At 74.6% G+C, this 23563-nt stretch carries 22 protein-coding genes and 1 riboswitch; of the genes, 14 read left to right on the top strand and 8 right to left on the bottom strand.

Annotated elements, in window-relative coordinates; genetic code table 11:
• Positions 1 to 18: 18 nt before the first annotated feature.
• The 6 genes from shc (at position 19) to ACF1BN_RS01090 (ending at position 6008) form a co-directional block, all read left to right on the top strand.
• Positions 19 to 2040, top strand: coding sequence for a squalene--hopene cyclase (shc, locus tag ACF1BN_RS01115; protein WP_392329482.1), 2022 nt, complete (start codon positions 19 to 21; stop codon positions 2038 to 2040).
• Entirely contained in the window at positions 2040 to 2699 is a 660-nt protein-coding gene (locus ACF1BN_RS01110) for a 1-hydroxy-2-methyl-2-butenyl 4-diphosphate reductase (protein ID WP_392329481.1), read from the top strand. Before shc ends, ACF1BN_RS01110 begins: the two co-directional genes overlap by 1 nt.
• 7 nt (positions 2700 to 2706) lie before the next feature.
• Complete coding sequence (hpnH, locus tag ACF1BN_RS01105) at positions 2707 to 3723, top strand: adenosyl-hopene transferase HpnH (RefSeq protein ID WP_392329480.1); 1017 nt, start codon at positions 2707 to 2709, stop codon at positions 3721 to 3723.
• A 10-nt stretch (positions 3724 to 3733) separates the two neighbouring features.
• Positions 3734 to 5119 (top strand): aspartate aminotransferase family protein, encoded by a 1386-nt coding sequence (locus tag ACF1BN_RS01100; RefSeq protein ID WP_392329479.1) that lies wholly within the window; start codon positions 3734 to 3736, stop codon positions 5117 to 5119.
• A 74-nt stretch (positions 5120 to 5193) separates the two neighbouring features.
• Complete coding sequence (locus ACF1BN_RS01095; protein WP_392329478.1) at positions 5194 to 5823, top strand: helix-turn-helix domain-containing protein; 630 nt, start codon at positions 5194 to 5196, stop codon at positions 5821 to 5823.
• A 20-nt stretch (positions 5824 to 5843) separates the two neighbouring features.
• Positions 5844 to 6008, top strand: a complete 165-nt coding sequence (locus ACF1BN_RS01090) for a DUF6126 family protein (protein WP_189848334.1) — start codon at positions 5844 to 5846, stop codon at positions 6006 to 6008.
• 24 nt (positions 6009 to 6032) lie between these two features.
• On the opposite strand, the gene ACF1BN_RS01085 is transcribed toward ACF1BN_RS01090, so the two are convergent.
• Complete coding sequence (locus ACF1BN_RS01085; RefSeq protein ID WP_392329477.1) at positions 6033 to 6854, bottom strand: tyrosine-protein phosphatase; 822 nt, start codon at positions 6852 to 6854, stop codon at positions 6033 to 6035.
• Positions 6855 to 7215: 361 nt separating this feature from the next.
• Positions 7216 to 7406, top strand: a riboswitch (cyclic di-AMP (ydaO/yuaA leader).
• 4 nt (positions 7407 to 7410) lie between these two features.
• Here ACF1BN_RS01085 and ACF1BN_RS01080 point away from each other — a divergent pair.
• Entirely contained in the window at positions 7411 to 8367 is a 957-nt protein-coding gene (locus ACF1BN_RS01080) for a peptidoglycan DD-metalloendopeptidase family protein (RefSeq protein WP_392329476.1), read from the top strand.
• A 161-nt stretch (positions 8368 to 8528) separates the two neighbouring features.
• A complete protein-coding gene (locus tag ACF1BN_RS01075) occupies positions 8529 to 9332 on the top strand; it encodes an SGNH/GDSL hydrolase family protein (protein WP_392329475.1) in 804 nt (267 codons plus the stop codon).
• On the opposite strand, the gene ACF1BN_RS01070 is transcribed toward ACF1BN_RS01075, so the two are convergent.
• From ACF1BN_RS01070 to ACF1BN_RS01050, 5 genes are all read right to left on the bottom strand, one after another.
• Positions 9319 to 10182, bottom strand: coding sequence for an STM4011 family radical SAM protein (locus tag ACF1BN_RS01070; protein WP_392329474.1), 864 nt, complete (start codon positions 10180 to 10182; stop codon positions 9319 to 9321). The genes ACF1BN_RS01075 and ACF1BN_RS01070 overlap by 14 nt on opposite strands.
• A gap of 9 nt (positions 10183 to 10191) precedes the next feature.
• A complete protein-coding gene (locus tag ACF1BN_RS01065; protein WP_392329473.1) occupies positions 10192 to 11529 on the bottom strand; it encodes an STM4012 family radical SAM protein in 1338 nt (445 codons plus the stop codon).
• Complete coding sequence (locus tag ACF1BN_RS01060; RefSeq protein ID WP_392329963.1) at positions 11526 to 12347, bottom strand: STM4013/SEN3800 family hydrolase; 822 nt, start codon at positions 12345 to 12347, stop codon at positions 11526 to 11528. Before ACF1BN_RS01060 ends, ACF1BN_RS01065 begins: the two co-directional genes overlap by 4 nt.
• 263 nt (positions 12348 to 12610) lie before the next feature.
• A complete protein-coding gene (locus ACF1BN_RS01055) occupies positions 12611 to 13771 on the bottom strand; it encodes an STM4014 family protein (RefSeq protein WP_392329472.1) in 1161 nt (386 codons plus the stop codon).
• Positions 13768 to 14727, bottom strand: a complete 960-nt coding sequence (locus ACF1BN_RS01050) for an STM4015 family protein (protein WP_392329471.1) — start codon at positions 14725 to 14727, stop codon at positions 13768 to 13770. Before ACF1BN_RS01050 ends, ACF1BN_RS01055 begins: the two co-directional genes overlap by 4 nt.
• A gap of 168 nt (positions 14728 to 14895) precedes the next feature.
• Between ACF1BN_RS01050 and ACF1BN_RS01045 the strand changes: the two genes are divergently transcribed.
• The 3 genes from ACF1BN_RS01045 to ACF1BN_RS01035 all read left to right on the top strand — a co-directional run bounded on the left by ACF1BN_RS01045 (position 14896) and on the right by ACF1BN_RS01035 (position 18049).
• A complete protein-coding gene (locus tag ACF1BN_RS01045) occupies positions 14896 to 15222 on the top strand; it encodes a hypothetical protein (RefSeq protein ID WP_392329470.1) in 327 nt (108 codons plus the stop codon).
• A gap of 148 nt (positions 15223 to 15370) precedes the next feature.
• A complete protein-coding gene (locus ACF1BN_RS01040) occupies positions 15371 to 16393 on the top strand; it encodes a DUF6745 domain-containing protein (protein ID WP_392329962.1) in 1023 nt (340 codons plus the stop codon).
• Between the two features lie 861 nt (positions 16394 to 17254).
• Positions 17255 to 18049 carry an SIMPL domain-containing protein gene (locus ACF1BN_RS01035; RefSeq protein ID WP_392329469.1) on the top strand — a complete coding sequence of 265 codons (795 nt, stop codon included), beginning with the start codon at positions 17255 to 17257 and terminating at the stop codon, positions 18047 to 18049.
• Positions 18050 to 18478: 429 nt separating this feature from the next.
• On the opposite strand, the gene ACF1BN_RS01030 is transcribed toward ACF1BN_RS01035, so the two are convergent.
• Entirely contained in the window at positions 18479 to 19084 is a 606-nt protein-coding gene (locus ACF1BN_RS01030) for a TetR/AcrR family transcriptional regulator (protein ID WP_392329468.1), read from the bottom strand.
• 103 nt (positions 19085 to 19187) lie between these two features.
• On the bottom strand, positions 19188 to 20366 hold the full coding sequence (locus ACF1BN_RS01025; RefSeq protein ID WP_392329467.1) for a Glu/Leu/Phe/Val dehydrogenase dimerization domain-containing protein: 1179 nt from the start codon (positions 20364 to 20366) through the stop codon (positions 19188 to 19190).
• Between the two features lie 112 nt (positions 20367 to 20478).
• Here ACF1BN_RS01025 and ACF1BN_RS01020 point away from each other — a divergent pair, with 112 nt between their 5' ends.
• The 3 genes from ACF1BN_RS01020 to ACF1BN_RS01010 all read left to right on the top strand — a co-directional run bounded on the left by ACF1BN_RS01020 (position 20479) and on the right by ACF1BN_RS01010 (position 23548).
• Positions 20479 to 21678, top strand: a complete 1200-nt coding sequence (locus ACF1BN_RS01020; RefSeq protein WP_392329466.1) for an MBL fold metallo-hydrolase — start codon at positions 20479 to 20481, stop codon at positions 21676 to 21678.
• 622 nt (positions 21679 to 22300) lie between these two features.
• Positions 22301 to 22573: a hypothetical protein gene (locus ACF1BN_RS01015; protein ID WP_392329465.1), complete on the top strand. Its 273-nt coding sequence runs from the start codon at positions 22301 to 22303 to the stop codon at positions 22571 to 22573.
• A gap of 81 nt (positions 22574 to 22654) precedes the next feature.
• Positions 22655 to 23548 (top strand): ABC transporter ATP-binding protein, encoded by an 894-nt coding sequence (locus ACF1BN_RS01010; RefSeq protein ID WP_392329464.1) that lies wholly within the window; start codon positions 22655 to 22657, stop codon positions 23546 to 23548.
• Positions 23549 to 23563: the final 15 nt, after the last annotated feature.

Raw genomic sequence — 23563 nt, 5'->3', positions numbered from 1 at the left:
TGCCACGAAGGGGAAGCCATGACAGCGACGACCGACGGAAACGCCGGGGCCCTCGGCCCCCTCGCGCCCGCGGCCAGCACCACTCCACAGCACCGCACGACCCCCGCGGACGGCCTCGCCGCCGCCCCCCGCCTCCTGGAGGAGGCCGCCGCCCTCGCCACCCGCAGGGCCACCGACCACCTCCTCGCCCGCCAGGCCCCCGACGGCTGGTGGAAGGGCGACCTGGAGACCAACGTCACCATGGACGCCGAGGACCTCCTGCTGCGCCAGTTCCTCGGCATCCTCGACCCCGCCACCACCGAGGCCGCCGCCCGGCACATCCGGAGCCGGCAGTACGAGGACGGCACCTGGCCCACCTTCCACGGCGGCCCCGGCGACCTCTCCGCCACCGTCGAGGCGTACGTCGCCCTGCGGCTCGCCGGGGACCGGCCCGAGGCCCCGCACATGGCCCGCGCCGCCTCCTGCGTCCGGGCCCGCGGCGGGATCGCCTCCGCCCGCGTCTTCACCCGGATCTGGCTGGCCCTCTTCGGCTGGTGGCGCTGGGAGGACCTGCCCGAACTGCCGCCCGAGCTCGTCCTCCTGCCGTCGTGGTTCCCGCTGAACATCTACGACTTCGGCTGCTGGGCCCGGCAGACCATCGTGCCGCTCACCATCGTCTCCGCGAAGCGCCCGGTCCGCCCCGCGCCCTTCCCCCTCGACGAGCTGCACACCGATCCCGACCGCCCGTCGCCCCCGCGCCCGCTCGCCCCGCTCACCGGCTGGGACGGCGTCTTCCAGCGCCTCGACAAGGCCCTGCACCTCTACCACCGCGTCGCCCTGCCGGGACTGCGCAGGGCGGCGATGAACTCGGCCGCCCGGTGGATCGTCGAACGGCAGGAGAACGACGGCTGCTGGGGCGGCATCCAGCCGCCGGCCGTCTACTCGGTGATCGCCCTCCACCTGCTCGGCTACGACCTGGAGCACCCCGTCATGCGGGCCGGCCTGGAGTCCCTGGACCGGTTCGCCGTCTGGCGCGAGGAGCCCGAGGGCCCGGTGCGGATGATCGAGGCGTGCCAGTCGCCCGTCTGGGACACCTGCCTCGCCACCATCGCCCTCGCCGACGCCGGTCTGCCTGCCGACCACCCGGCGCTCGTGAAGGCCGCGGACTGGATGCTCGGCGAGGAGATCACCAAGGCCGGCGACTGGGCGGTGCGCCGCCCCGGACTCCCGCCCGGCGGCTGGGCGTTCGAGTTCCACAACGACAACTACCCGGACATCGACGACACCGCCGAGGTGGTCCTCGCCCTGCGCCGGGTCCGCCACCCCGACCCTGCCCGGGTCGACGCGGCCGTCCGCCGCGCCACCCGCTGGACCGCCGGCATGCAGTCCGGCAACGGCGCCTGGGCCGCCTTCGACGCCGACAACACCGGCGTCCTGCCGAACAAGCTGCCCTTCTGCGACTTCGGCGAGGTCATCGACCCGCCCTCCGCCGACGTCACCGCCCACGTGGTGGAGATGCTGGCCCACGAGGGCCTGGCCGACGACCCCCGCACCCTCAGGGGAATCGACTGGCTGCTCGCCGAACAGGACCCGAACGGAGCCTGGTTCGGCCGCTGGGGCGTCAACTACGTCTACGGCACCGGCTCGGTGCTGCCCGCCCTCGCCGCCGCCGGCGTCCCGGCCGGCCACCCGGCGGTCCGCCGGGCCGTCGCCTGGCTCGCCTCCGTCCAGAACCCGGACGGCGGCTGGGGCGAGGACCTGCGCTCGTACGACGACCGGTCCTGGATCGCCCGGGGCACCTCCACCGCCTCGCAGACCGCCTGGGCCCTCATCGCCCTCCTCGCCGCCGGGGAGCGCGACTCCGAGACCGCCCGCCGGGGCGTGGCCTTCCTGGCCGAGACCCAGCTCGAGGACGGCTCCTGGGACGAGCCCTACTTCACCGGCACCGGCTTCCCCTGGGACTTCTCCATCAACTACCACCTCTACCGGCAGGTCTTCCCGCTCACCGCCCTCGGCCGGTACCTGCACGGCGAACCCGCGCTCCACCACGGGGAGGGGTGATGGACCACCGCCACCCGGCGGGGGACGCCGGGGCCGCCCCGCCGCTGCTGATCGCCTGCGCCCTCGGCATCGAGCGCCTCGCCCTGCGGGGCGGCGACCGGGACGGGGCGCCGGGACCGGTCCGGGTGGTCCGCACCGGCATGGGACCCGCCCACGCGACCCGCGGGGTCTCCCGGGCGCTGGCCCGGGACGGCTGGGGCGGCGCCGCCGTCATCGCCTCCGGCTTCTGCGCCGGGCTCGCGCCCGGGATGCACCCCGGAGACCTGGTCGTCGCCGAGGAGACCCGCGGCGCCGGCGGCGCCACCGCCTGCGACGGCACCGACCTGCTCGTCAAGGCGCTGACCAGGGCGCTCCCCGGGCGGACCGTGCACACCGGGCCGCTGACCGGCTCCGACCACGTGGTGCGGGGCCCCGAGCGGGCCGCGCTGGCGGCCGGCGGGGCGATCGCCGTCGACATGGAGTCCGCCGCCACCCTCCGTACGGCCCGGGCGGCCGGACCGAGGCCCGTTGCCGCCGTACGGGTGGTCGTGGACGCCCCCGAACACGAACTGGTCCGTATCGGCACGGTACGCGGGGGAATATCGGCCTTCCGCGTCCTTCGTGCCGTCCTTCCCGCTTTCTTCGAATGGCACCGTTCTCTGCTGCTCCCCAGGAGGTGAGCGAGTTATGGCCATGCCGCTCCGTCAGTCCGTCCGGGTCGGGACCTATCTCTTCGAACAGAAGCTCCGCAAGCGGGACAAGTTCCCCCTCATCGTCGAGCTGGAGCCGCTCTACGCCTGCAACCTCAAATGCGAGGGCTGCGGCAAGATCCAGCACCCGGCCGGAGTCCTCAAGCAGCGCATGCCGGTCGCCCAGGCGGTCGGCGCCGTGCTGGAGTCCGGCGCCCCGATGGTCTCCATCGCCGGCGGCGAACCCCTGATGCACCCTCAGATCCACGAGATCGTGCGCCAGCTGGTCGCCCGCCGGAAGTACGTCTTCCTCTGCACCAACGCGATGCTGCTCCGCAAGAAGCTCGACGACTTCACGCCGTCCCCCTATTTCGCCTTCGCCGTCCACATCGACGGACTGCGCGAACGCCACGACGAGTCCGTGGCGAAGGAAGGCGTGTTCGACGAGGCCGTGGCGGCGATCAAGGAGGCCAAGCGGCGCGGATTCCGGGTCACCACCAATTCGACCTTCTTCAACACGGACACCCCGCAGACGATCATCGAGGTGCTGAATTTCCTCAACGACGACCTCCAGGTCGACGAAATGATGATCTCGCCCGCCTACGCCTACGAGAAGGCGCCCGACCAGGAGCACTTCCTCGGCGTCGAACAGACCAGGGAACTCTTCAAGAAGGCTTTCGCCGGCGGGAACCGGCGCCGCTGGCGCCTCAACCACTCGCCGCTCTTCCTCGATTTCCTCGAAGGAAAGGCCGACTTCCCCTGCACCGCCTGGGCGATCCCCAACTACTCCCTCTTCGGGTGGCAGCGCCCCTGCTATCTGATGAGCGACGGCTACGTCCCCACCTACCGCGAGCTCGTGGAGGAGACCGACTGGGACAAGTACGGCCGCGGCAAGGACCCGCGCTGCGCCAACTGCATGGCGCACTGCGGATACGAGCCCACCGCCGTCCTCGCCACCATGGGCTCGCTCAAGGAGTCGCTCCGGGCGGTCCGCGAGTCCGTCCCGGGGCGCTGAGGGGCCGGCCATGACCGACGGCTTCGACCTGCGGGCGCTGCTCGCCGAGCGGGGCGGCGAGCGGTACGGGCTGCACGCCCGCCACCTCAACCCGCAGCTGCCGCGGATGCTGCACACCATCGGCTTCGACAAGGTCTACGAGCGGGCCGCCGGCGCCCACTTCTGGGACGCCGAGGGCAACGACCACCTCGACATGCTCGCAGGCTTCGGCGTCATGGGCCTCGGCCGGCACCACCCCGTCGTCCGCCGCGCCCTGCACGACGTGCTCGACGCGGACCTGCCCGACCTCACCCGCTTCGACTGCCCGCCGCTGCCCGGACTGCTCGCCGAGCGGCTGCTGGCCCACAGCCCCCACCTCGACCGGGTCTTCTTCGGCAACAGCGGCACCGAGGCCGTCGAGACCGCCCTGAAGTTCGCCCGGTACGCCACGGGCCGGCCGAGGATCGTCTACTGCGACCACGCCTTCCACGGCCTCACCACCGGCGCCCTCTCCGTCAACGGCGAGGAGGGCTTCCGGGCGGGCTTCGACCCCCTGCTCCCGGACACGCCGATCGCCCTCGGCGACCTCGACGCGCTGGAGCGCGAGCTCCGCAAGGGGGACGTGGCCGCCTTCGTGGTCGAGCCGATCCAGGGCAAGGGAGTCCAGGAGGCCCCGCCGGGCTTCCTCGCGGCGGCCCAGGCGCTGCTGCGCCGGCACGGGGCGCTGCTGATCGCCGACGAGGTGCAGACCGGCCTCGGCCGGACCGGCGACTTCTACGCGTACCAGCACGAGGAGGGGGTCGAGCCGGATCTGGTCTGCGTGGCGAAGGCGCTCTCCGGCGGGTACGTGCCGGTCGGCGCGACCCTCGGCAAGGAGTGGATCTTCAAGAAGGTCTACTCGTCCATGGACCGCGTGCTGGTCCACTCGGCCAGCTTCGGGGGCAACGCCCAGGCGATGGCGGCGGGCCTCGCCGTGCTCTCGGTGATGGAGTCCGAGGGGACGGTCGCGCACGTGCGGCGGGTCGGCGGGCTCCTGAAGGGCCGCCTGGAGGAGCTGGTGCCCCGGTACGAGCTGCTGCACGCGGTGCGCGGACGGGGGCTGATGATCGGGATCGAGTTCGGCCGGCCGAGCTCGCTGGGGCTGCGCGGGCGCTGGGCGATGCTCCAGACGGCCCGCAAGGGGCTCTTCGCGCAGATGGTGGTGGTCCCGCTGCTCCAGCGGCACCGGATCCTCACCCAGGTCTCCGGGGACCATCTGGAGGTGATCAAGCTGATCCCGCCGCTGGTGATCGACGAGGCGGACGTGGACCGCTTCGTCGCCGCGTTCACGGAGGTCATGGAGGACGCCCACGGCGGTGGGGGGCTGCTCTGGGACTTCGGGAAGACGCTGGTCAAGCAGGCGGTCGCCCAGCGCTGACGGTCACCTCCGCCGGTTTTTGCCTCTGGGGCAAGAAATTTGCCTCAGAGGCACGAACCTGGCGGAATGGACTCATGGACCACGTCCCCCGGGGCCCCGCCCCGGAAACCGCCACCCCCGACATCCTGCCGGACGTCGCCCCGCAGCTGCGGGCCCTGCGCCGGCGCAGGGGGCTCACCCTGGAGGCGGCCGCCCAGCGGGCCGGACTCTCCCCGGCGCACCTCTCGCGCCTGGAGACCGGGAACCGGCAGCCCTCGCTGCCGATGCTGCTGGCCCTCGCCCGTATCTACGGTACGACGGTCGCCGAGCTGCTGGGGGAGACCCCGCCCGAGCGCGACCCGGTGATCCGGGCCGGGCGCTCCGAGCCCGTCGAGGCCGACGGCTGGGTCTACCGGCAGGCCGGTGGCGCGGGCCGGGCCATGCAGTGCCTGCGCGTCCACGTGCCCTACGCCACCCGGGCCGACATCGTGCGCGTCCACCCGGGCGAGGAGTGGCTGCACGTCCTCGAGGGGCGGGTGCGGCTCGCGCTCGGCGAGACCGTGCACCTGCTCGATCCCGGGGACAGCGCCCACTTCGACTCGCTCACCCCGCACCGGATCGGCGCGGCCGGCCGCGCCGGTGCCGAGGTGCTGTTCGTCCATACGCTGTTGCAGAGCCCCGCCGCCGAGCTGTGTCTGGGCGGCGGCGCCCCGCATCCCCGCTGAGTTCTGAAGGGTTGACCGACATGTCCGACAAGTCAGTGAATTCCGCCCCGGTCACCGGCGAGGAGCGCGGTGAGGGCAAGTTCCCCAAGGGGCTGGTGCTCCGCCTCTTCGCGTACCTGATCGCCGGTCACCTCTTCGCCGGCTTCCTCTACCTGCTCTTCATGCTCGGCGGGCAGAACCAGTAGCCGGATCCCGGGACGGCGGCCTCCTCACGCCTCCGTGAGGAACCGCTCCCGCAGCCGCTCGCGGGTCTCGGGCGCCAGCTTGAGGCCGTCCGCGAGATAGGCGTCCACCGAGCCCCAGGTCGCGTCGATCGTCTCGAACGCGGCCCGGAGGTACTCCACCCGCGCGTCGAAGAGCGGGCTCAGCAGCTCCATCACCTCGGGCGCCATCGCGTCCCGGGCGGTGGAGCTGCGGCGCACCTTGTAGCGGCGGTGCGGGGCGTCGGACTTCACGTAGTCGGCCTCGATCGCCTCGCGCTCCACGCCCAGCGCGAGCAGGGTGATGGCGATCGAGAGCCCGGCGCGGTCCTTGCCGGCCGCGCAGTGCATCAGGGCCGGGACGGAGTCCTCGGCGAGGGCGTGCAGGACCCGGCTGTGCTCGACGGTCCGCTCCACGATCATCCGGCGGTACGAGACCGTCATCCGCTCCGCCGCCTTGCCGTCGCCCAGCAGGCCCCGCAGCGTGTCGAGGTCGCCCTCGCGCACCATCCGCCAGAACTCCTTGCCGTCGGCCGGGTCGCTCAGCGGTATGTTCACGTTCCGTACGCCCGGCAGCTCGACGTCCGGCCCCTCCACCTTCGCGTCGGCCGCGTTGCGGAAGTCGAAGATCGTGTGCAGGCCGAGGCCGTCGAGGAAGGCCGCGTCGGACTCGGTGGCGTCGGCGAGGTGGCCGCTGCGGAAGAGGGTGCCGGGGCGGACCGCGCGCCCGTCCGTCGTCGGCAGGCCGCCCACGTCCCGGAAGTTGCGGACCTCCACGAGCTCGGGCTCGCCGGGTTCGAGGGGCTGGACCTGCGGCAACTGCTGCGTCACGGATGCTCCTGGGGGTGAGGTGTTCACGGGACCGGACGAGATCGGTTCCCCCCGCAATCATCCCGGGGCGCGGGTCGCGGCGCACCCCCCTGGTCGGTAATGGGCGATCTGTCCGTATTGAAATGCCTTGGGGTAACGCGCCCTGGTTGAGGGTGAGATGGAATTCCGCGCGTGAGCAGCGTCATAAAGGTGACGGATCGTGGCCGACGCCCCGCTCCAATCACCCGCCCTGAAAAGGGATTCGAGGGACCGTCATCGACGGAGGGTGACCGGAATTCCGGGCCCGAAGATCGCCCCGGAATGCCTGTCGAATACGGCGGCTTGTTCGCGCCGACCCCGCTCGTCTAGCGTCGCCGTCAATCCGGTCGGACCGCCGAATCCTGCCACCGTCCGGAATTCGACCCCTTCCATCGCGTGGCAGGAGCGGGGGACCCAAGGAAGTACGCCGGTCCCGCGACGCAGGACGGCTCGGGGTGAAGTCGCGTGACACACGCGGCCGGACATCTCCAGTCCGAACCCGACAGCTCACCTCGCAGGCGCCGGAGAGGAATTCGCCATGCCCGTGAACGGTAAGCACCGCCGCCAGAAGTCCACCTTCCTGACCCGTGGCCTCGTGGCCGCCGGCACCGGCGGCGCCGTCGTCGCCCTGCCGCTCATCGGCGCCACCGGAGCCCACGCCGCCGAGCAGGCCGCCCCGGCCGCCGTCTCCGCCGGCGTCGTGAGCGCCGCCGCCCACGTCCAGGCCGCCCCCGCCGCCAAGGCCGCCGCGCCGAAGGCGTACTCCGTCGTCGCCGGCGACTACCTGTCCAAGATCGCCGCCGAGCAGAACGTCGCCGGCGGCTGGCAGAAGCTCTACTCCGACAACCGCCAGGTCGTCGGCGAGGACCCCTCGCTCATCCTCCCGGGCATGAAGCTCACCCTCGGCGCCAAGAACACCGCGAAGGCCGCCGCCCCGAAGCCCGCCGCCAAGGCCGCCCCGAAGGCCGCCGAGGCCGCTCCGAAGGCCGAGCGCAAGGCCGCCCCGAAGGCCGCCGCCGGCGAGCAGACCCGCGCCTCGCGCTCCGCCGAGCGCGCCGCGGCCCCGGCCGCCGCCGCCCCGGCCGCCTCCTCCGGCTGGGTCGCCCCGGTCGCCGGCGGCGTCTCCACCCCGTACCGCGCCTCCGGCTCCATGTGGTCCTCCGGCTACCACACCGGCGCCGACTTCATCGCCTCCTCCGGCACCACCGTCCGCGCCGTCGGCGCCGGCACGGTCGTCTCCGCCGGCTGGAGCGGGGCCTACGGCAACGAGGTCGTCATCCAGCACGCCGACGGCAACTACTCGCAGTACGCCCACCTCTCCTCCCTCTCCGTCTCCTCCGGCCAGTCGGTGACCGGCGGCCAGCAGATCGGCCTCTCCGGCTCCACCGGCAACTCCACCGGCCCGCACCTGCACTTCGAGATCCGCACCTCGCCCAGCTACGGCGCGGACATCGACCCGCTGGCCTACCTGCGCCAGCACGGCGTGTCGATCTGACCCGTCCGGCTCCACGGCCGCACGAAGGCCCGGCACCCCTCGGTGCCGGGCCTTCGCCCTATTCCGGCTTGGCAAATTCTTTATCGGTGGCATATATCACCCGCCGTCAACCCCTCCTTACGGTCGCGTAGGTCACATCCGAAACGGAAGGATGTGCTGCCGTGGCAGACGATTCGAGAGAAACAGACAAGAACGCGTTCGGGTCATTCGGGTCGTACGCGGCGATCGGTGACAGCTTCACGGAGGGCGTCGGCGACCCCGGACCCGCCGGCACCTACGTCGGCTGGGCCGACCGCTTCGCGGTGCTCCTCGCCGACCAGCTGCCGGACCCCGAGGACTTCCGCTACGCCAACCTGGCCGTCCGCGGACGCCTCCTCGACCAGATCGTGGCCGAGCAGGTCCCCCGGGCGAAGGAGCTCGCCCCCGACCTCGTGACCTTCTGCGCGGGCGGCAACGACATCATCCGCCCCGGCACCGACCCCGACGACGTCGCCGAACGCTTCGAGCGGGCCGTCCGGGACCTCACCTCCGCCGTCGGCACCGTGATGGTCACCACCGGCTTCGACACCCGGGACGTGCCCGTCCTCAAGCACCTGCGCGGCAAGATCGCCACGTACACGGCCCACGTCCGCGCCATCGCCGACCGCTACGACTGCCCGGTCCTCGACCTGTGGTCGCTCCGCTCCGTCCAGGACCGGCGCGCCTGGGACGACGACCGGCTGCACCTCTCGCCCGAGGGACACACCAGGGTCGCGCTGCGCGCCGCGCAGGTCCTCGGCCTGCCGGTCCCGGCCGACCCCGACCAGGCGTGGCCCCCGCTGCCCGTCCGGGGCCCGCTGGAGGTCCGCCGGGACGACATCCACTGGGCGCGCGAGTACCTGGTGCCGTGGATCGGGCGGCGGCTGCGCGGCGAGAGCTCCGGCGACCACGTGGAGGCCAAGCGCCCCGACCTCATGCCCCTGTAGCTCCCGGACGGCCGGCGGGGATCCGCTCCAGGACCCCGCCGGCGAACACGTCGTACAGCGGCAGCGTCTCCAGGTGCACATAGCCGATGTGACAGTCGCAGACGGCGAGGGGACAGGCCCGGGGGCGCAGCGCGGCACGGTACGAACCGTCGTACAGGTTGCCCAGCTCGGCCCTGACGAAGTGGCAGCGCCGCACCGTGCCCTCCCCGTCGACCGACACCACCGACTCGCCGGTCCGGCAGGGCAGCCCCGCCGAGCGGTGCGGATGCCGGCTGTAGCCGAAGAGCGGGTCGATCTCCGTCCAGGCCGCCGCCTCCGCGTCCGTGTACGTGTGCCCCTCCGCCGCGTTCACCCACAGGTAGACGTGGTCCGGCAGCGCCGCCCGCAGCCGCACCGCCTCCCCCCGGTGCTCGGGCAGGCCCACGACGCCCACGCTGAAGCGGACGCCCCGGGCGGCGAGGTCGAGCGCCTTGCCGAGGAAGCGGTCGTACGGCGTCTGGCCGGGGTGGTACGTGCACCACAGGGCCAGCGAGCCGAGATCGGCCTCGTCGAGCCAGCCGGTCCGGCAGCTCAGGTTGGTCTGGATCGCCACCCGCTCCACGTGCGGCAGCCGCGACAGCTCCACCAGCGCCCGCCGGTACCAGGAGCGGACCAGGCCCTCGCCCCACGGCGTGAACAGGATCCGCAGCCGGTCCCCGTCCTGTCCGGCGGCCCAGCCGGTGAACCGCTCCAGCGCCGCCCGGTCGGCGCGCAGCGTCTCCGGGCTGTCCCGCCGCTTGGCGAACGGGCAGTACGGGCAGTCGTAGTCGCAGGAGGCGAGCGGCCCCCGGTACAGCAGCGTCAGGTCCACGGCCGCCCCCTACTTCGGCTCGTACGCGGCCATCGCGGCCCGTACGGCGGGGGAGAACAGCTCGGGGCCGAGCCCGTCCGAGTGCGCGAGCCCCTCCGCCGACAGCCGCAGCAGCCCGCCCGGCGCCGACCCGTCCAGCCAGCCGTACCCGGCGAACCGCTCCAGCTCCGGCCCGAAGTCCTCGTACGCCCCCGCCCCGAACCGCTCCTCGTACCCGGCGAGCTCCATGCCCTCCGCCTGGAGCAGCGACTGGAGGAGGTGGCGGCGGCGCGCCTCCGCGCCGTCCACCCACCGGCCCACCTCGGCCCGCGAGAAGTCCCCGGCCTCCGTGTACGCGTCGATGATCGAGCGGATCTCCCGCATGTCCACCGCGTAGTCGAAGGAGTAGTGCAGCGCCGAGGTGTACGAGCGGGCGCCGCAGCCGAGGCCGATCATCCCGTCCGTCTGGCAGGCGTGGTCCTCCGGGCCCGACGGCCCTGTGTCCGCCCGCCGGAACATGCGCATCGACACCTGCTCGTATCCGTGCGCGAGGAGGTGGTCGCGCCCCTGCCGGTAGAGCCGCAGCCGCCGGGCGTCCCACTCTCCGTCCGACTCCGCCGGGGCCGAGCGGCCGAGCCCGGTGAGCGGCCGCACGTACAGCGGGTACAGGTACAGCTCCTCGGGGCGCCAGGCGAGCGCCGCGTCCAGCGAGTACCGCCAGGACTCCGGGGTCTGCCCGTCGATCCCGTAGATGAGGTCGATGTTGAGCACCGGCACGCCGGCGTCCCGGATCCGGCCGAGCGCCGCCTCCACGTCGGCGCGCCTCTGCGGCCGGACCGCCGCCCGCGCCTCGTCGTCCACGAAGCTCTGCACCCCGATGCTGAGCCGGGTCGCGCCGCGCTCGGCGAGGACCGCGAGCCGGTCCGCCGTGGCGGTGGCCGGCGAGGTCTCCACGGACAGCGGCACCGCCCGCAGGTCCGCGCCCATGCGGTGCTCGGCGATGTCGCAGAGCCGCTCCAGCTCGGCGGCGGTCAGGAAGGTGGGGGTGCCGCCGCCGAACGCCGCCGTCGCGAACCGCACCTGCTCCGCGCCCTCCAGCGCCTCCCGCACCGCCACGGCCTGCCGGTCGAGGGCGTCGAGGTAGCGGGTCGTCAGCTCACCGGGCGCGCCGATCCGGGTGAACAGGTTGCAGAAGCCGCAGCGGACCTCGCAGAAGGGGATGTGGGCGTAGAGCGAGAGCGCGTCCTTCGGCTCGCCCGCCCAGAGCGCGGCCAGCTCCGGCCGCTCGGGCAGCGGCCGGTACGCCGTCTTGTGCGGGTAGGCGTACACGTACGAGCGGTACGGGCGGGGGAGCGGGATCCCGGTCACGCGGCGGCCCCCTCGTCCGGGCCGGCCAGCGTGAACTGCGCGTACGGCACCGTCCACACCACCTCGTGGCCGAGCCGGTGGCCCGTGAACCCGTCGTCTCCGTAGGCCGTGCCGTGGTCCGAGCAGACGATCGCGAAGCAGCGGCGGCGGCTGCCCATCGCCGCGAAGAGGCGCCCGATGTGCCGGTCGACGTACTCCAGCGCCGCCGCGTGGGTGGCCCGGGTGTCTCCGGCCTCGGGGCTCGCGCCCGGGGTGTGGAACCAGTTGGGCTGGTGCAGCGCGGCCACGTTCACGAAGAGGAAGAGCCGGCGGTCCGCCGGGAGCGCCGCCACCACCTCCTCGGCCCGGGACACCTGCGCCTCGAACGAGGTCGGCGACGCCACCCCGAAGGACGGCTCCCAGTGGCTCTCCTGGAAGAGTCCCGGCAGCACCGAGCCGAGCGGCGGTTGCCCGTTGAAGAAGCCGACCCCGCCCACGCACACCGTCCGGTAGCCGTCGGCGGCGAGCGCCGAGACGAGGTCGGGGGCGTCGTACACGTAGGTGCCGTCCGCGGTGGTCTCGCTGCCCGCGAACCGGGCGGCGAACAGCCTGGGGTGCGGCCCCGGCGTGGCCGGGGTCGGCAGGAAGCCGGCGAAGATCGCCTGGTGGGAGGCGTAGGTGAAGCTGCCGGGGGCGTGCCGTCGCTCCCAGCGGCCGTCCGGGAGGTGACGGGCGAGGTTCGGGATGCGGCCGGCGGCGGCCAGCTCGGCGGCCACGTCGTACCGGAGGGTGTCGAGGGTGACCAGGAGCAGGTCGTGACTGCCGACGACCTGGTTCATGTCGGGTCGGGCCACGGGGTGGGACCGGCCCTCGGGGTGGGGCTGAGCCGCGGGGTCGGGTTCGCTCGCGGGGTGAGGCTGAGCCGCGGGGTCGGGTCGGTCCAGTGCGTGCGGTTGGTCCGCGGGGTCGGGTCGGCTCGTGGGGTGGGGCTGGTTCACGGCGTGGGGCCGGTCCGTGGGGTCGGGTCGGCTCGTGGGGTCGGGCTGGTCCACGGCGTGGGGAGGGTCCACGGGCCCGGGGCGGCTCGTGGGGTGGGGCTGGTTCACGTGGTGCTCGTTCCTGTGGTGCCGGGTGTACGGGGCGCGGCGCCGCCCGGGGCGGGGAAGGCGCGCAGCAGGTCGGCGACCTGAGCGCCGTAGGTGTCCAGGCCCTCCGCGTCGCCGCCCGGGAGACCGGTGAGGCCGGGCAGCAGGTCTCCGAAGGCGTTGACCTCGCCGACCGCGAAGCGGCGCCAGCCGGTGACCGGCAGCAGGTCCACGCCGACGCACCGGGTGCCGGGGAAGGCCGCCGCCGCCCGCTCGGACACCGCGAGGGCCTCCTCCCAGCGGCCGCCGGCCGCGGCGATCGCGGCCCGGGCCGCGGGCAGGTCGCCGCGCGCGCCGCCGAGGTGCAGATTGGTCAGCGGGGAGCGGCTGGTGCGGACCACCGCGTGGGTGGCGCGGCCGCCGGTCACCACCACCCGCAGGTCGGCCGCCCGGCCGCCCTGCGTCGCCTTCGGCAGCCAGCGCTCCACGTGCAGCCCGTCCGGGGCGAGCGCGTCGACCAGCGCGCCGACCTCCCGGGCACCCCTGTAGCGCCGCACCCGCAGCGAGTTGAACAGCCGTCCGGCCGCGTCCCGCTCGACCGAGGTGGCGGCCTGCACCCGGCCCCCGCCCGCCGTCTCCAGGGCGAGCACCCCGGAGGCGGACGAGCCGTGGGCCGGCTTCACGAAGACTCGGCGCAGCCCGGAGCCCTCCATCAGCGCCAGCAGGTCGTCCCAGCCCCGCACCCGCGCCCCGCCGGGGCCGGAGGTCGGCGATGCGGGCACGGGCACCCCGGCGGCGGAGAGCCGCCCGTGGGTGAGCCGCTTGTCGAAGAGCACCGCCGTCTCGGCGGGGTCGTCCACCAGTACGGCACCGGCCCGCTCAGCCTCGGCGGCGAGCCCGGCGACGGCGGCGGTGAACCGCTCGTACCAGAGGCGTCCGCCCTCGACCCGGGCCGGATCCTCGACGCCGCGCAGCAGCCGGTCCACCTCGGGCACCTCCCCGGGCGAGTCGACCCGGACGGTCTCTCCCGCCGCGAGCCCGGCCCCGCCGCGCAGCACGTCGAGCCAGCCGACGGCCCGCGCCCCGGGCAGCCCGGCGGCGCGCAACGCGTCCTGGAAGAACGCGACGCGCCGCCCCGAGGGGTCGCCGACGACGACGAGGCGCGGGCCGGCGGTCATTCGGCGACGGCGACGTAGCGCCAGACGTCCCCGTCGCCGTCGTCCTCCGGGGCCTGCGCCTCGTCCAGGACGACCCGCACCCCGTGCGGGGCGAGCGCGGCGGTGATCCGCTCGCCCATGGCCTCGGTGAGGTAGTGGTGCTCCAGGTCCAGCTCCCCCAGATGGGTGAGCGGCTGGCCGTCCAGGAGCGCGGCGGCGCCCTCGTCGGTGAGCACGCCCATGCTGAGGTCGAGCCGGTCGAGGCGGGCGACGACCGGCGCGCCCGCCACGGCCGCGGCGATCTGGTCCTGGACGACGCTGTTGCACAGGCCGAGGCTGCGCAGGGCGGGGAACGCCTCGCCGGAGAGCAGCGGCGCCAGGTCGTCGGGGGAGGAGTCGCCGCCGTACTCGTCCGTGCCGAGCCACAGTTCGAGGTTCTCCAGGGCGGGCAGGTCGCTGCCGGCGATGCCGCGCACCACCTCGGCGCCGAGCCCGCCGGTCTCCACGACCAGGGTCTCCAGGCCGGTGTGGCGCAGCGACGGGAAGGAGAGGCCGGTGCCGCCGCGCACCCCGAGCTCGCGCAGCGCCGGGTAGGCGGCGAGCAGCGGCGTCACGTCGGACTGGACGATCCAGGAGATCTCGCAGTCCTCGGAGTGCATGTCCCCGAGGAAGACCGCCTCCAGGGCCGTCAGCCGGTCGTTCGCCCCGAGGAGCGCGGTGACGGCGGCGGCCGAGGAGTTCTCGTACGCGTCCTCCCAGCCGCCCACGACGATCGCGCGCACCCGGCCGGTGTCCACGGTCCTCAGGAAGCGCTCGAAGCGGGCGGCCCACTTCTCCTCCCCGGGGTCGGAGTACGTCGGGCTCGACACCCGCCAGGCGACGGCCGCCGCGTCGGGCAGTCCGGCCACCGCGTCGGCGTCCGGGAAGTCGAGGACGGGGAGGCCGTGGAACTCCTCCAGGTGGACCCCAATGGTCATGACGGTGCTCCAGACGACGGACGGCTGTACGGACTGACGGCAAGAGTTCTACCAAGTCCCGCCGACAGAGGGCGGCACAGGGGGGCGGATCCGACGCGTTGTCAGTGGCGGCCTCTAGCGTCGTTCTCGTGTTCGGGCGAGGAGCTCCGGACGGGAAAGGGGAGAGCCATGTACCGGCAGGGGGACGTGCTGATCGTGCCCGTCGACGAGCGGGCCGTGCCCGCCCGGGCGAAGGACGCGCGGGGCGAGCCGAGGGACGGCAGGGGACGGCTCGTGCTCGCCTTCGGCGAGGTCACCGGGCACGCCCACGCGGTGCCGGGCCCCGGCCGGCTGGTGCGGGAGCCGGGACCGTACGGCCCCTTCCTGCTCGAACTGCCCGAGGGCGGCCGGCTGGTGCACGAGGAGCACGCGCCGATCGTGCTCCCCAAGGGCTGGTACCGGGTCGTGCGGCAGCGGGAGTACGTGCCGGGGGCGTACCGGATCGTGGCGGACTGAGCGGGACGGGCGGGGACGGACCGGAGTGAAACGGAACGGACCGTACTGGAACGGGGCGGACCGGAACGAGGGAGAGGACATGGGGGACGTGGGAGTCGTGGCAGAGGTGGGGGACGTGGCAGTCCTGGCGGAGACGGGGGACGGGACGATGAACGACGGGGACGTGTACGAGAAGTGGAGGGGTGTCGCGGCCGCCACCGGGCCCGCCGACCGGACCGCGGTCGAGGCCGGCATCCGGCTGGCCTACGGCGCCGCCGGGCTCCCCGCCCCGGAGCGGGTGGTCTGGGCGGAGTCGCCGCTCGCCGGGGTCGAGCTGGTCGCGGGTCTCACCGACCGCGGCCGGCCGGTGCGCGAGGAGGTGCGCACCCTGCCGTGGGCGGAGGAGCGGCGCCGGCTCCACGACGCGCTGGGGCCGGCCGGCTGGACGGCGCACTGGCAGGCCACCGGCGCCCGGCTCTGGGACCCGACGCGGGCGCTCGCCGAGCGGGTCAGGACGGGGGTCCTCGACGTGCTCGGCGAGCGGGAGGAGCCGGGCGGCCTCACCGAGCGGGTCGGCCGCGAGCTGCTGTACGACGCGGTGCTCGGCCAGCACGACGCAGCCTGGCTCGCCGCCTTCGACGGACGGGGCGGCAGGCTCGCCGGGCTCGCGGCGGTCGCGGAGCAGGCCGGCTGGTGGTGGCCGTACGAGAAGGTCGCCGTCGTCTGCGAGCGCCCCGTCGAGCTGCACCGGGACGAGGCGGGCCGGCTCGACCGGGGCGACGGCCCCGCCCTCGCCCACCGGGACGGCTTCGCCCTCCACGCCTGGCGCGGGATGCCGGTCACGCCCGGCTTCCTGGCCGGGCTCGCGGACCTCGTCCCGGAGCGGATCCGCGAGGAGGAGAACGCCGAACTGCGGCGGGTGATGCTGGAGTTCTACGGCTACGAGCGCTACCTCGACGACTCCGGCGCCCGCCCCGAGGGCCGGGACGAGACGGGCGTGCTGTGGCGGATCGAGCTGGACGACGACGAGGACGTCGTCATGGTCGAGGTGGTCAACTCGACGCCCGAGCCCGACGGCAGCCACCGCACCTACTGGCTCCGCGTGCCGCCCGCGACCCGGACCGCCCGCGAGGGCGTGGCCTGGACCTTCGGCCTCGGCGCGGAGGCGTACGAGCCCCTCGTCCAGACCTGAACCCCCCGCCGGGCCAGTGCTGAGAGCACTTCGCGGACGCGTGCTGCCGCCGGGGGGACCCCGGCCCGAGCGGGCGGGGGCCGTGTCCGGGGCCCTCTGCCTCTGCTGCGGGGCGGGTCGCGCGGGGCCCAAGGTTGTGGACGTCTGTGCGGGAGTGTGAGCGGGAGCGGGACCCTGCGCGCGGGCGGGGGCGTCGGCGGCGGGGGAGTCCCTGGCCGCGGGGTGGGGCTGCGCCGGGGGCGGGGGCTGCGCTGTGGTGCCTTTCGCGCGGGGTCGGGGATGTGGCTGTCTGCACGGGACCGGTGCTTCGGCGTGGGAGCCAGGCCCACCCGGTCGGGGGCCGTGCACGGAGGCAGGGAGCTCCGCCGCGCGGCCGGCCGCGCGGGGCCGGGGATGTGGCCGCCCGTACGGGATCGGGGCGTCGTCGGGGGATCCCGACCCATCGGGGCGGGGGCCTGCGCTGCGGGGCCTGTCGAGGGGGCGGGGATGTTGCCGCCTGTACGGGGCCGGGGCGTCGGCGGGGATCCCGGCTCGTCGGGGCGGGGGCCGTGCATGAGGGCGGAGGGCTCCGCCACGCGGCCGTTCGCGTGGGCTCGGGGATGTGGCCGCCTGTACGGGGCCGGGCGTCGGCGGGGGGGATCCCGGCCCACCCGGGCGGGGGCCGCGCCCGCGTGGCGCGGGGTCTCCCTCGCGGGAGCGGGCCGAGGGCCGGAGACGGACGGGCCGGGGCGGACGCCCGGTCGCTGGTACGGAGAGGTGAAGGGCGGCGGTGGTCAGGAGTGGCGCCCGGGAGGCGGCGGCTCCGGGTGCTGGGATGTGCCCGCCGGAGCCCACCGGCACCCACCATCGAAGGGACCGCCCGTGCCGCACCGCCCCGTGCCCGCCCGCCAGGACCGCCGCGTCCGCGCCGCCCGGCTGTTCGCCGCCACCACGGGCGGCGTCGTCCTCGGAGCGATCCTGCTGGGCACCGCCGCCCCCGCGCAGGCCGCGGTCCCGGAGCGGTCCGCCCCGCGCTCGGCCGTCCGGGCCGAGACCCCGGCGACGGTCACCGTCACGGGCAGCGGCAGCGCGACCGCCGCGCCCGACCTGGCGATCCTCTCCGTGGGCGTGGAGGCCGCCGAGCCGACGGCGAAGGAGGCGATGGCGACGCAGACCGCCGCCGCCGAGGCGCTGCTCGCGGTCCTCCGCAAGGAGGGCATCGAGGACCGGGACATCCGCACCGACAGCCTCTCCCTGGCCCCCGTCTACACCCAGGCGGCCGGTGGCCAGTCCAAGGTGAGCGGCTACCAGGCCAGCCAGGCCTTCTCGGTGAAGGTCCGGCGGATCGACCGGGCGGGCCAGGTCATCGGTGCCGTCAACGACGCCACCGGGGACGCCGGCCGGGTGAACGGCGTCGTCTTCGACGTGGCCGACCCGAAGGAGCTGCGCGCCAAGGCCCGCGAGGCCGCGTACCGGGACGCGTACGAGAAGGCGTCCCAGCACGCCAGGCTGAGCGGGCACCGGCTCGGCCGACTGGTCTCGCTCAGCGAGGGCGAGTCGCTGCGGCCGGGCCACGGGGCGCTCCCGTCGATGCCGTCAGACGAGCCGAGCATGCCGCTCGCCCCCGGAGAGATCGAGGAGCAGGTCTCCGTCTCCGCCGTCTTCGAACTGCTCTGAGCCGCGCGCCGGACCGTGCCCGGACCTGTGCCCCGGGCCCGCGCGCCGGGGGGAGACCCGGGCGGTGGCGCGGGTCGTGCGCGGCCCCGCGCACCGGCCCGAGCCCCCGGCAGCGGGTCGGATCGTGCCCCGGTCCGCTCCTTGCGCACCGGCCCGATGCTCAGGGCCGTGGGCGCGGGGCGCGGGGCGCGGGGCGGGACCGTGAGTCCGGCCGAGGCCGGTCGGCCCGCCCAGGACCGCGCGGCGCGCCCGGACGGTCGGGGGCCAGGCCTCGTACAGGGTTCAGCCTTGGGACGAGGTCCAGCCCTCGGCCGGGGTCCAGCCTCCGGCCCAGGTCCAGCCTCCGGCCCAGATTCAGCCCCCGGCCGGGGTCCAGCCAGCGGCCGGGATCCAGCCGTCAGCCCGGCTTCGGCCCGCGGCCGCCCGGGTTCAGCCCTCGGCCGGGGGCAGGCCGAGTTCGCGGGCGAGGGCCGCGTCCGCCCACCGGAGCATCGCCGTCCGGGAGAGGCCCCCGGAGTAGACCGTGGTCTGGACGGCGAGGCCGTCGAGGTAGGCGGTGAGCCGCCAGGCGGCCCCGCACGGATCGGGGCAGGGGAACTCGCCGGCGGCGACCCCCTCCTCGATGACGGCGGTCAGCGCGCTCTTCCACTCCCGGTCGAGAGAGGCGGCGACCCGGCGCAGTTCCGGATCGCGCAGCCCGGCCGCCCATGCCTCGATCCACAGCCGCCAGCCCTTCGCCTGCCCGGTGGGGGCGTACCAGCGGACGGCGGCGCGCAGCCGGCGCTCCGCCGTCGAGCGGCGGCCCAGGATCCGGCGCAGCTGGGCCAGGTCGCCCTCCGCCGCGTGCGTGAAGGCCGCCGCGACCAGCTGTTCCTTGGTGGAGAAGTGGTAGAGCACCAGGGCGTTGCTGACGCCGAGGGCGGTGGCCACGTCGGCGATCCGGACGGCGGTGGCACCCCGCGCCTCGATCTGCTCGACGGCGGCCCGCAGCAGCTCCTCGCGCCGCTCGGCCACGCTCAACCGCACTCTCGCCACGCTCAGCAGCCTACACAGCACAGGCCGGAGCCATGATCATCGCGGTGAGCGGGCGGGTCGGTCGGTCGGTACCGGCCGTAGCGCTCAGTACCGGCCGTAGCGCTCAGTACGAGCCGTAGCGCTCCGCGATCACCGGAAGCCGCTCCGCCACCAGGGCGTGTGCCGCCGCGCGCGGGAGCACCCCGTCGGCCTCGGCCCGGTCGAGCACGGCGCCGGTCAGGGCCCGCATCGCGCCCCGTACCCGGGCGAACGCCTGGTCCGCGTCGGCCTCGACGTCGCCGAAGAGCGTCCACCACCACCAGGCGTTGGTGCAGGAGTTGACCACCACGTCAGGCAGCACCGTCACCCCGCGCGCGGCGAGGGCGGCCTCGGCCTCCGGGAGCACCGGCATGTTCGCCGCCTCGGCGATCCAGCGGGCGCGGATCCGCTCCTGGGCCGTGGCGTCGATCGCGTACGAGACGGCGGCCGGCACCAGCACCTCCGCGTCGACGGCGAGCCAGGCGTCGCCGGGCTCCTCCCGGTCGCCGGGGCGCAGTGCCGCCCGGTCCAGGCTGGCGTGGGCGTCCCGGGTCGCGATCAGCGCCTCCACGTCGAGCCCGTCCGGGTTCACCACCGTGCCGCGCACGTCGGCGACGGCCACCACCGTGAGGCCGGCCCGGGAGAGGAAGCGGGCGGTGGCCGCGCCCATGGTGCCGAAGCCCTGGACGGAGACCCGGGTGCCCTCGTACGGCCGGCCGGCCCGGTCCAGCGCGACCAGCACCGACTCGGCGACGCCGAGCCCGCCGCCCAGCGCGTCCAGGCCGATGCCGTCGACCTCGACGGCGAAGGCGTCGGCGAGCCGCTTCCGGGCCGCCGCCTCGTCCTCCAGGAGCGGGAAGACGGCCTGCACCGAGGAGTCGATCCCGGCCTCGGCCATCGCGCGGTCCACCGTCTCCTGGCTGAGCCCCAGGTCCTCCCCGGTGGTCCAGAAGCGCTCCACGTACGGCCGCGTCGCCCGCAGGAAGCGGACCAGGACGCCGTACGCCTCGGGGGAGCGCGGATCGCAGTCGATGCCGCCCTTGGCGCCGCCCAGCGGCACGTACCGGGCGGTCGGGTCGTAGTGCAGCGCCTCCTTCATGGTCATCCCCCGGGCGAGCCCGGCGACCTCCTCGGCGCCGCACCCCTCCCGCATCCGCAGCCCGCCGCTCGCGACACCCCTGACCAGCCGGTCGACGACCAGATACCCCCGGCGACCGGTGACGTGGTCGGTCCAGGTGAGGGAGATCAGCGGGGCGGCGGTCATGAGGCTCCTCCGGAGGGTGTTACTGAACGATGGTTCAGTATGACGGACGGGGCGGGACGCTCCCCGGCCCGTCCGCCCATAATGGAACGACCACCGTCGACCTGGAGGTCCTGTGACCGGTACCGGCTCCGACCGTTCGCTGCGGGCCCGGCTGCGCGCCCTGCGGCCCGAGTCCTTCGGCGCCGAGCCCGCGGGGGAGCGGCTGGCCCGCATCCGCCGCTCGCCGCACTTCGCCGACGGCGTCTTCCAGAACCCCGAGCAGGCCCGCCGCGGCCCCTCCGGCTCCGCCTCCGAGCTCGCGAAGATCTACTTCGAGAAGGAGGCGCGCGTCCGCCGGGCCCCCGCCGGGGTGATCCCCGTCCACCCGACGACCGTCGCCGACCTCGCCCGCCCCGCCGCCACCGGCCTGCGGATCACCTGGCTCGGCCACTCCAGCGTGCTCGCCGAGATCGACGGTGTGCGGATCCTCTTCGACCCCGTCTGGGGAGAGCGCTGCTCGCCCTTCGCCTTCGTCGGCCCCAAGCGGCTCCACCCGGCGCCCGCGCCGCTCGCCGCGCTCGGCCCGGTCGACGTCGTCGTGATCTCCCACGACCACTACGACCACCTCGACCTGCCGACGATCAAGGCGCTGGCCGGCTCCGACACCCTCTTCGCGGTCCCGCTCGGCGTCGGCGCCCACCTGGAGCACTGGGGCGTCCCCGCCTCCCGGCTGCGCGAGCTGGACTGGCACGAGTCCACCGAGATCGGCGACCTCACCCTCACCGCCACCCCGGCCCGCCACTTCTGCGGGCGCGGGATCCGCAACCAGCAGCACACCCTCTGGGCCTCCTGGTCGGTCCGCGGCCCCCGCCACCGGATCTTCCACAGCGGCGACACCGGCTACTTCCAGGGCTTCAAGGACATCGGAGCGGCGCACGGCCCCTTCGACGTGACCATGATCCAGATCGGCGCCTACTCCGAGTTCTGGCCCGACATCCACATGACCCCCGCCGAGGGCGTCCGGGCCCACCTCGACCTCCAGGGCGGCCGTCCCGGCGGCGTCCTCCTGCCCATCCACTGGGCCACCTTCAACCTGGCCCCGCACGCCTGGGCGGAACCGGGCGAGTGGACGCGGGACGCCGCCGGGGAGGCGGGCCAGGCGGTCGCCCTCCCGCGCCCCGGGCAGCCCTTCGAGCCCGCGGGCAAGGTGCCCGCGGAGCCCTGGTGGCGCTCAGCCTCCCGACCGCTCGCCACCCCGTGGCGCGCACCCGAATCCGTCCAGAAGCCCGACGCGGCTCCCCGGCGCGACCTCGACCTGGCGGGAGACCGGTGACGGCGCCGGATTGAGCGCGACCGTCGCGCCCGCAGACGGGCCCGGCATCGCCGCGCGCGGCCGGCGTGTTCCGCAGGCCCGGCGTGGGGCCGTGTACGACCGTCCTGCCCGCAGGTGGCCCGGTGCGCGGCTGTGCACGACGGTCGTACCCGGCGCGGGGGTTGCGTACGACCGCTGCCTGAGCGGGCGAGCCCGGCATCCGCCTGATCGGGACCGTCCTGTCCCCCGGTCCCGGTATGGGGTCGGGCGTGACCGCCGTGCCCACGGGCCCCGGCACTGGTTTGAGCATGACCGCCGTGCCACGGAGCCCGGCATCAGGCCGGGCGTGACCTTAGCGCCCAGCGGTCCGGCATCGCGCAGGCGAGCCCGGTGGAGGCAATCGGTGTCCGATGGGTGAGACGGTTCTCTCACCTATCGGTGTGCGTGGGACACTCCGGGCATGCAGCGGCGGCTCATTACCAGCGCCCGCGTGCCGGCACCGGTGTGACCGGGAGGCGACCCCTCCCGGCCGACGCCACCGCCCGCACGCAGACCTCTCGTGTTCCACGAGGGGTCTTTTCGTTTTCCCGGAACCCCTGACACGAAGGCCCACCCGGCCGGCAGACCTGGACAGGAACACCCCATGGCACACGACAGCTCGACCCTCCCCGGCACGTGCACGCTCGTCGTCTCCCTCCGGGACAGCCCCGGCGCCCTCCGCAGGATCGCCGCCACGCTCGGCAGCACGCCCGTCCTGGCGCTGGCCTACGTCGTCACGGGACCGGCGCGGGCGCTCGCCGAGATCAGGGTGGAGCGGAGCCACGTGACACGTGCCCGGAAGAAGCTGAGCCGCATGGTGGACACCACGGACGTGTCGGAGCTCGCCGTCGTCCCGCCCGGCCGCCGGTCGTCGTAGCGCCATCAACCGATCGGTTGACCGCGGTTCGAGCGGGACGGCCGATACCGGGCGGGGTCCGCCGGGCGCGATCGTGGGGACATGCCGATGATCGAAGTGCGGGAACTGCGCAAGGCGTACGGGGAGCGGAAGGCCGTCGACGGCGTCTCCTTCTCCGTGGACGAGGGTGAGATCTTCGGGATCCTCGGGCCCAACGGCGCCGGTAAGACCACCACCGTCGAATGCGTGGCCGGACTCCGGACCGCCGACTCCGGCACGGTGCGGGTGGCGGGGCTCGACTCCGTCGCCGACCACGACCGGATCACCCGGCTGCTCGGGGTCCAGCTCCAGCAGAGCGAGCTCCAGGCCAAGCTCACCGTCCGCGAGGCGCTGGAGCTCTACGCCTCCTTCTACGAACGGCCCGCCGACTGGCGCGCGCTCGCCGGGCGGCTCGGGCTCGACGCCCATCTGGACGCCCGCTTCGCGAAGTTGTCCGGCGGGCAGAAGCAGCGGCTGTTCATCGCCCTGGCGCTCGTCGGCGATCCCCGTGCCGTCGTCCTCGACGAACTCACCACGGGGCTCGACCCCCGGGCCCGCCGTGACACCTGGGCCCTCGTCGAGGACATCCGGGCGGGCGGCGTCACGGTCCTCCTCGTCACCCACGTCATGGAGGAGGCCCAGCGGCTCTGCGACCGGATCGCGGTGATCGACCGGGGCCGGGTCACGGCCCTCGACACCCCGGCGGGCCTCATCGGCCGCTCGGCCACCGCCCGGGTGATCTCCTTCGCCGCCGACAGCCCTCTGGAGACCGCCGAACTCACCGCCCTGCCCGGCGCCGCCGACGTGGCCTCCCGCGACGGCCGCACCGTCGTGACCGGCACGGACGCCACCGTCGACGCCTTCGTGTCGCTGCTCGCCCGCCGCGCGGTCACCGCACGCGGACTCCGCATCACCGACACCACCCTCGACGACGCCTACCTCGACCTCACCTCCTGAGCACCGACCGCCCCC

The sequence above is a fragment of the Streptomyces sp. NPDC014861 genome, assembly GCF_043081625.1.
Taxonomy (GTDB): Bacteria; Actinomycetota; Actinomycetes; order Streptomycetales; family Streptomycetaceae; genus Streptomyces.
This window is presented reverse-complemented; position numbering and strand designations above follow the sequence as displayed.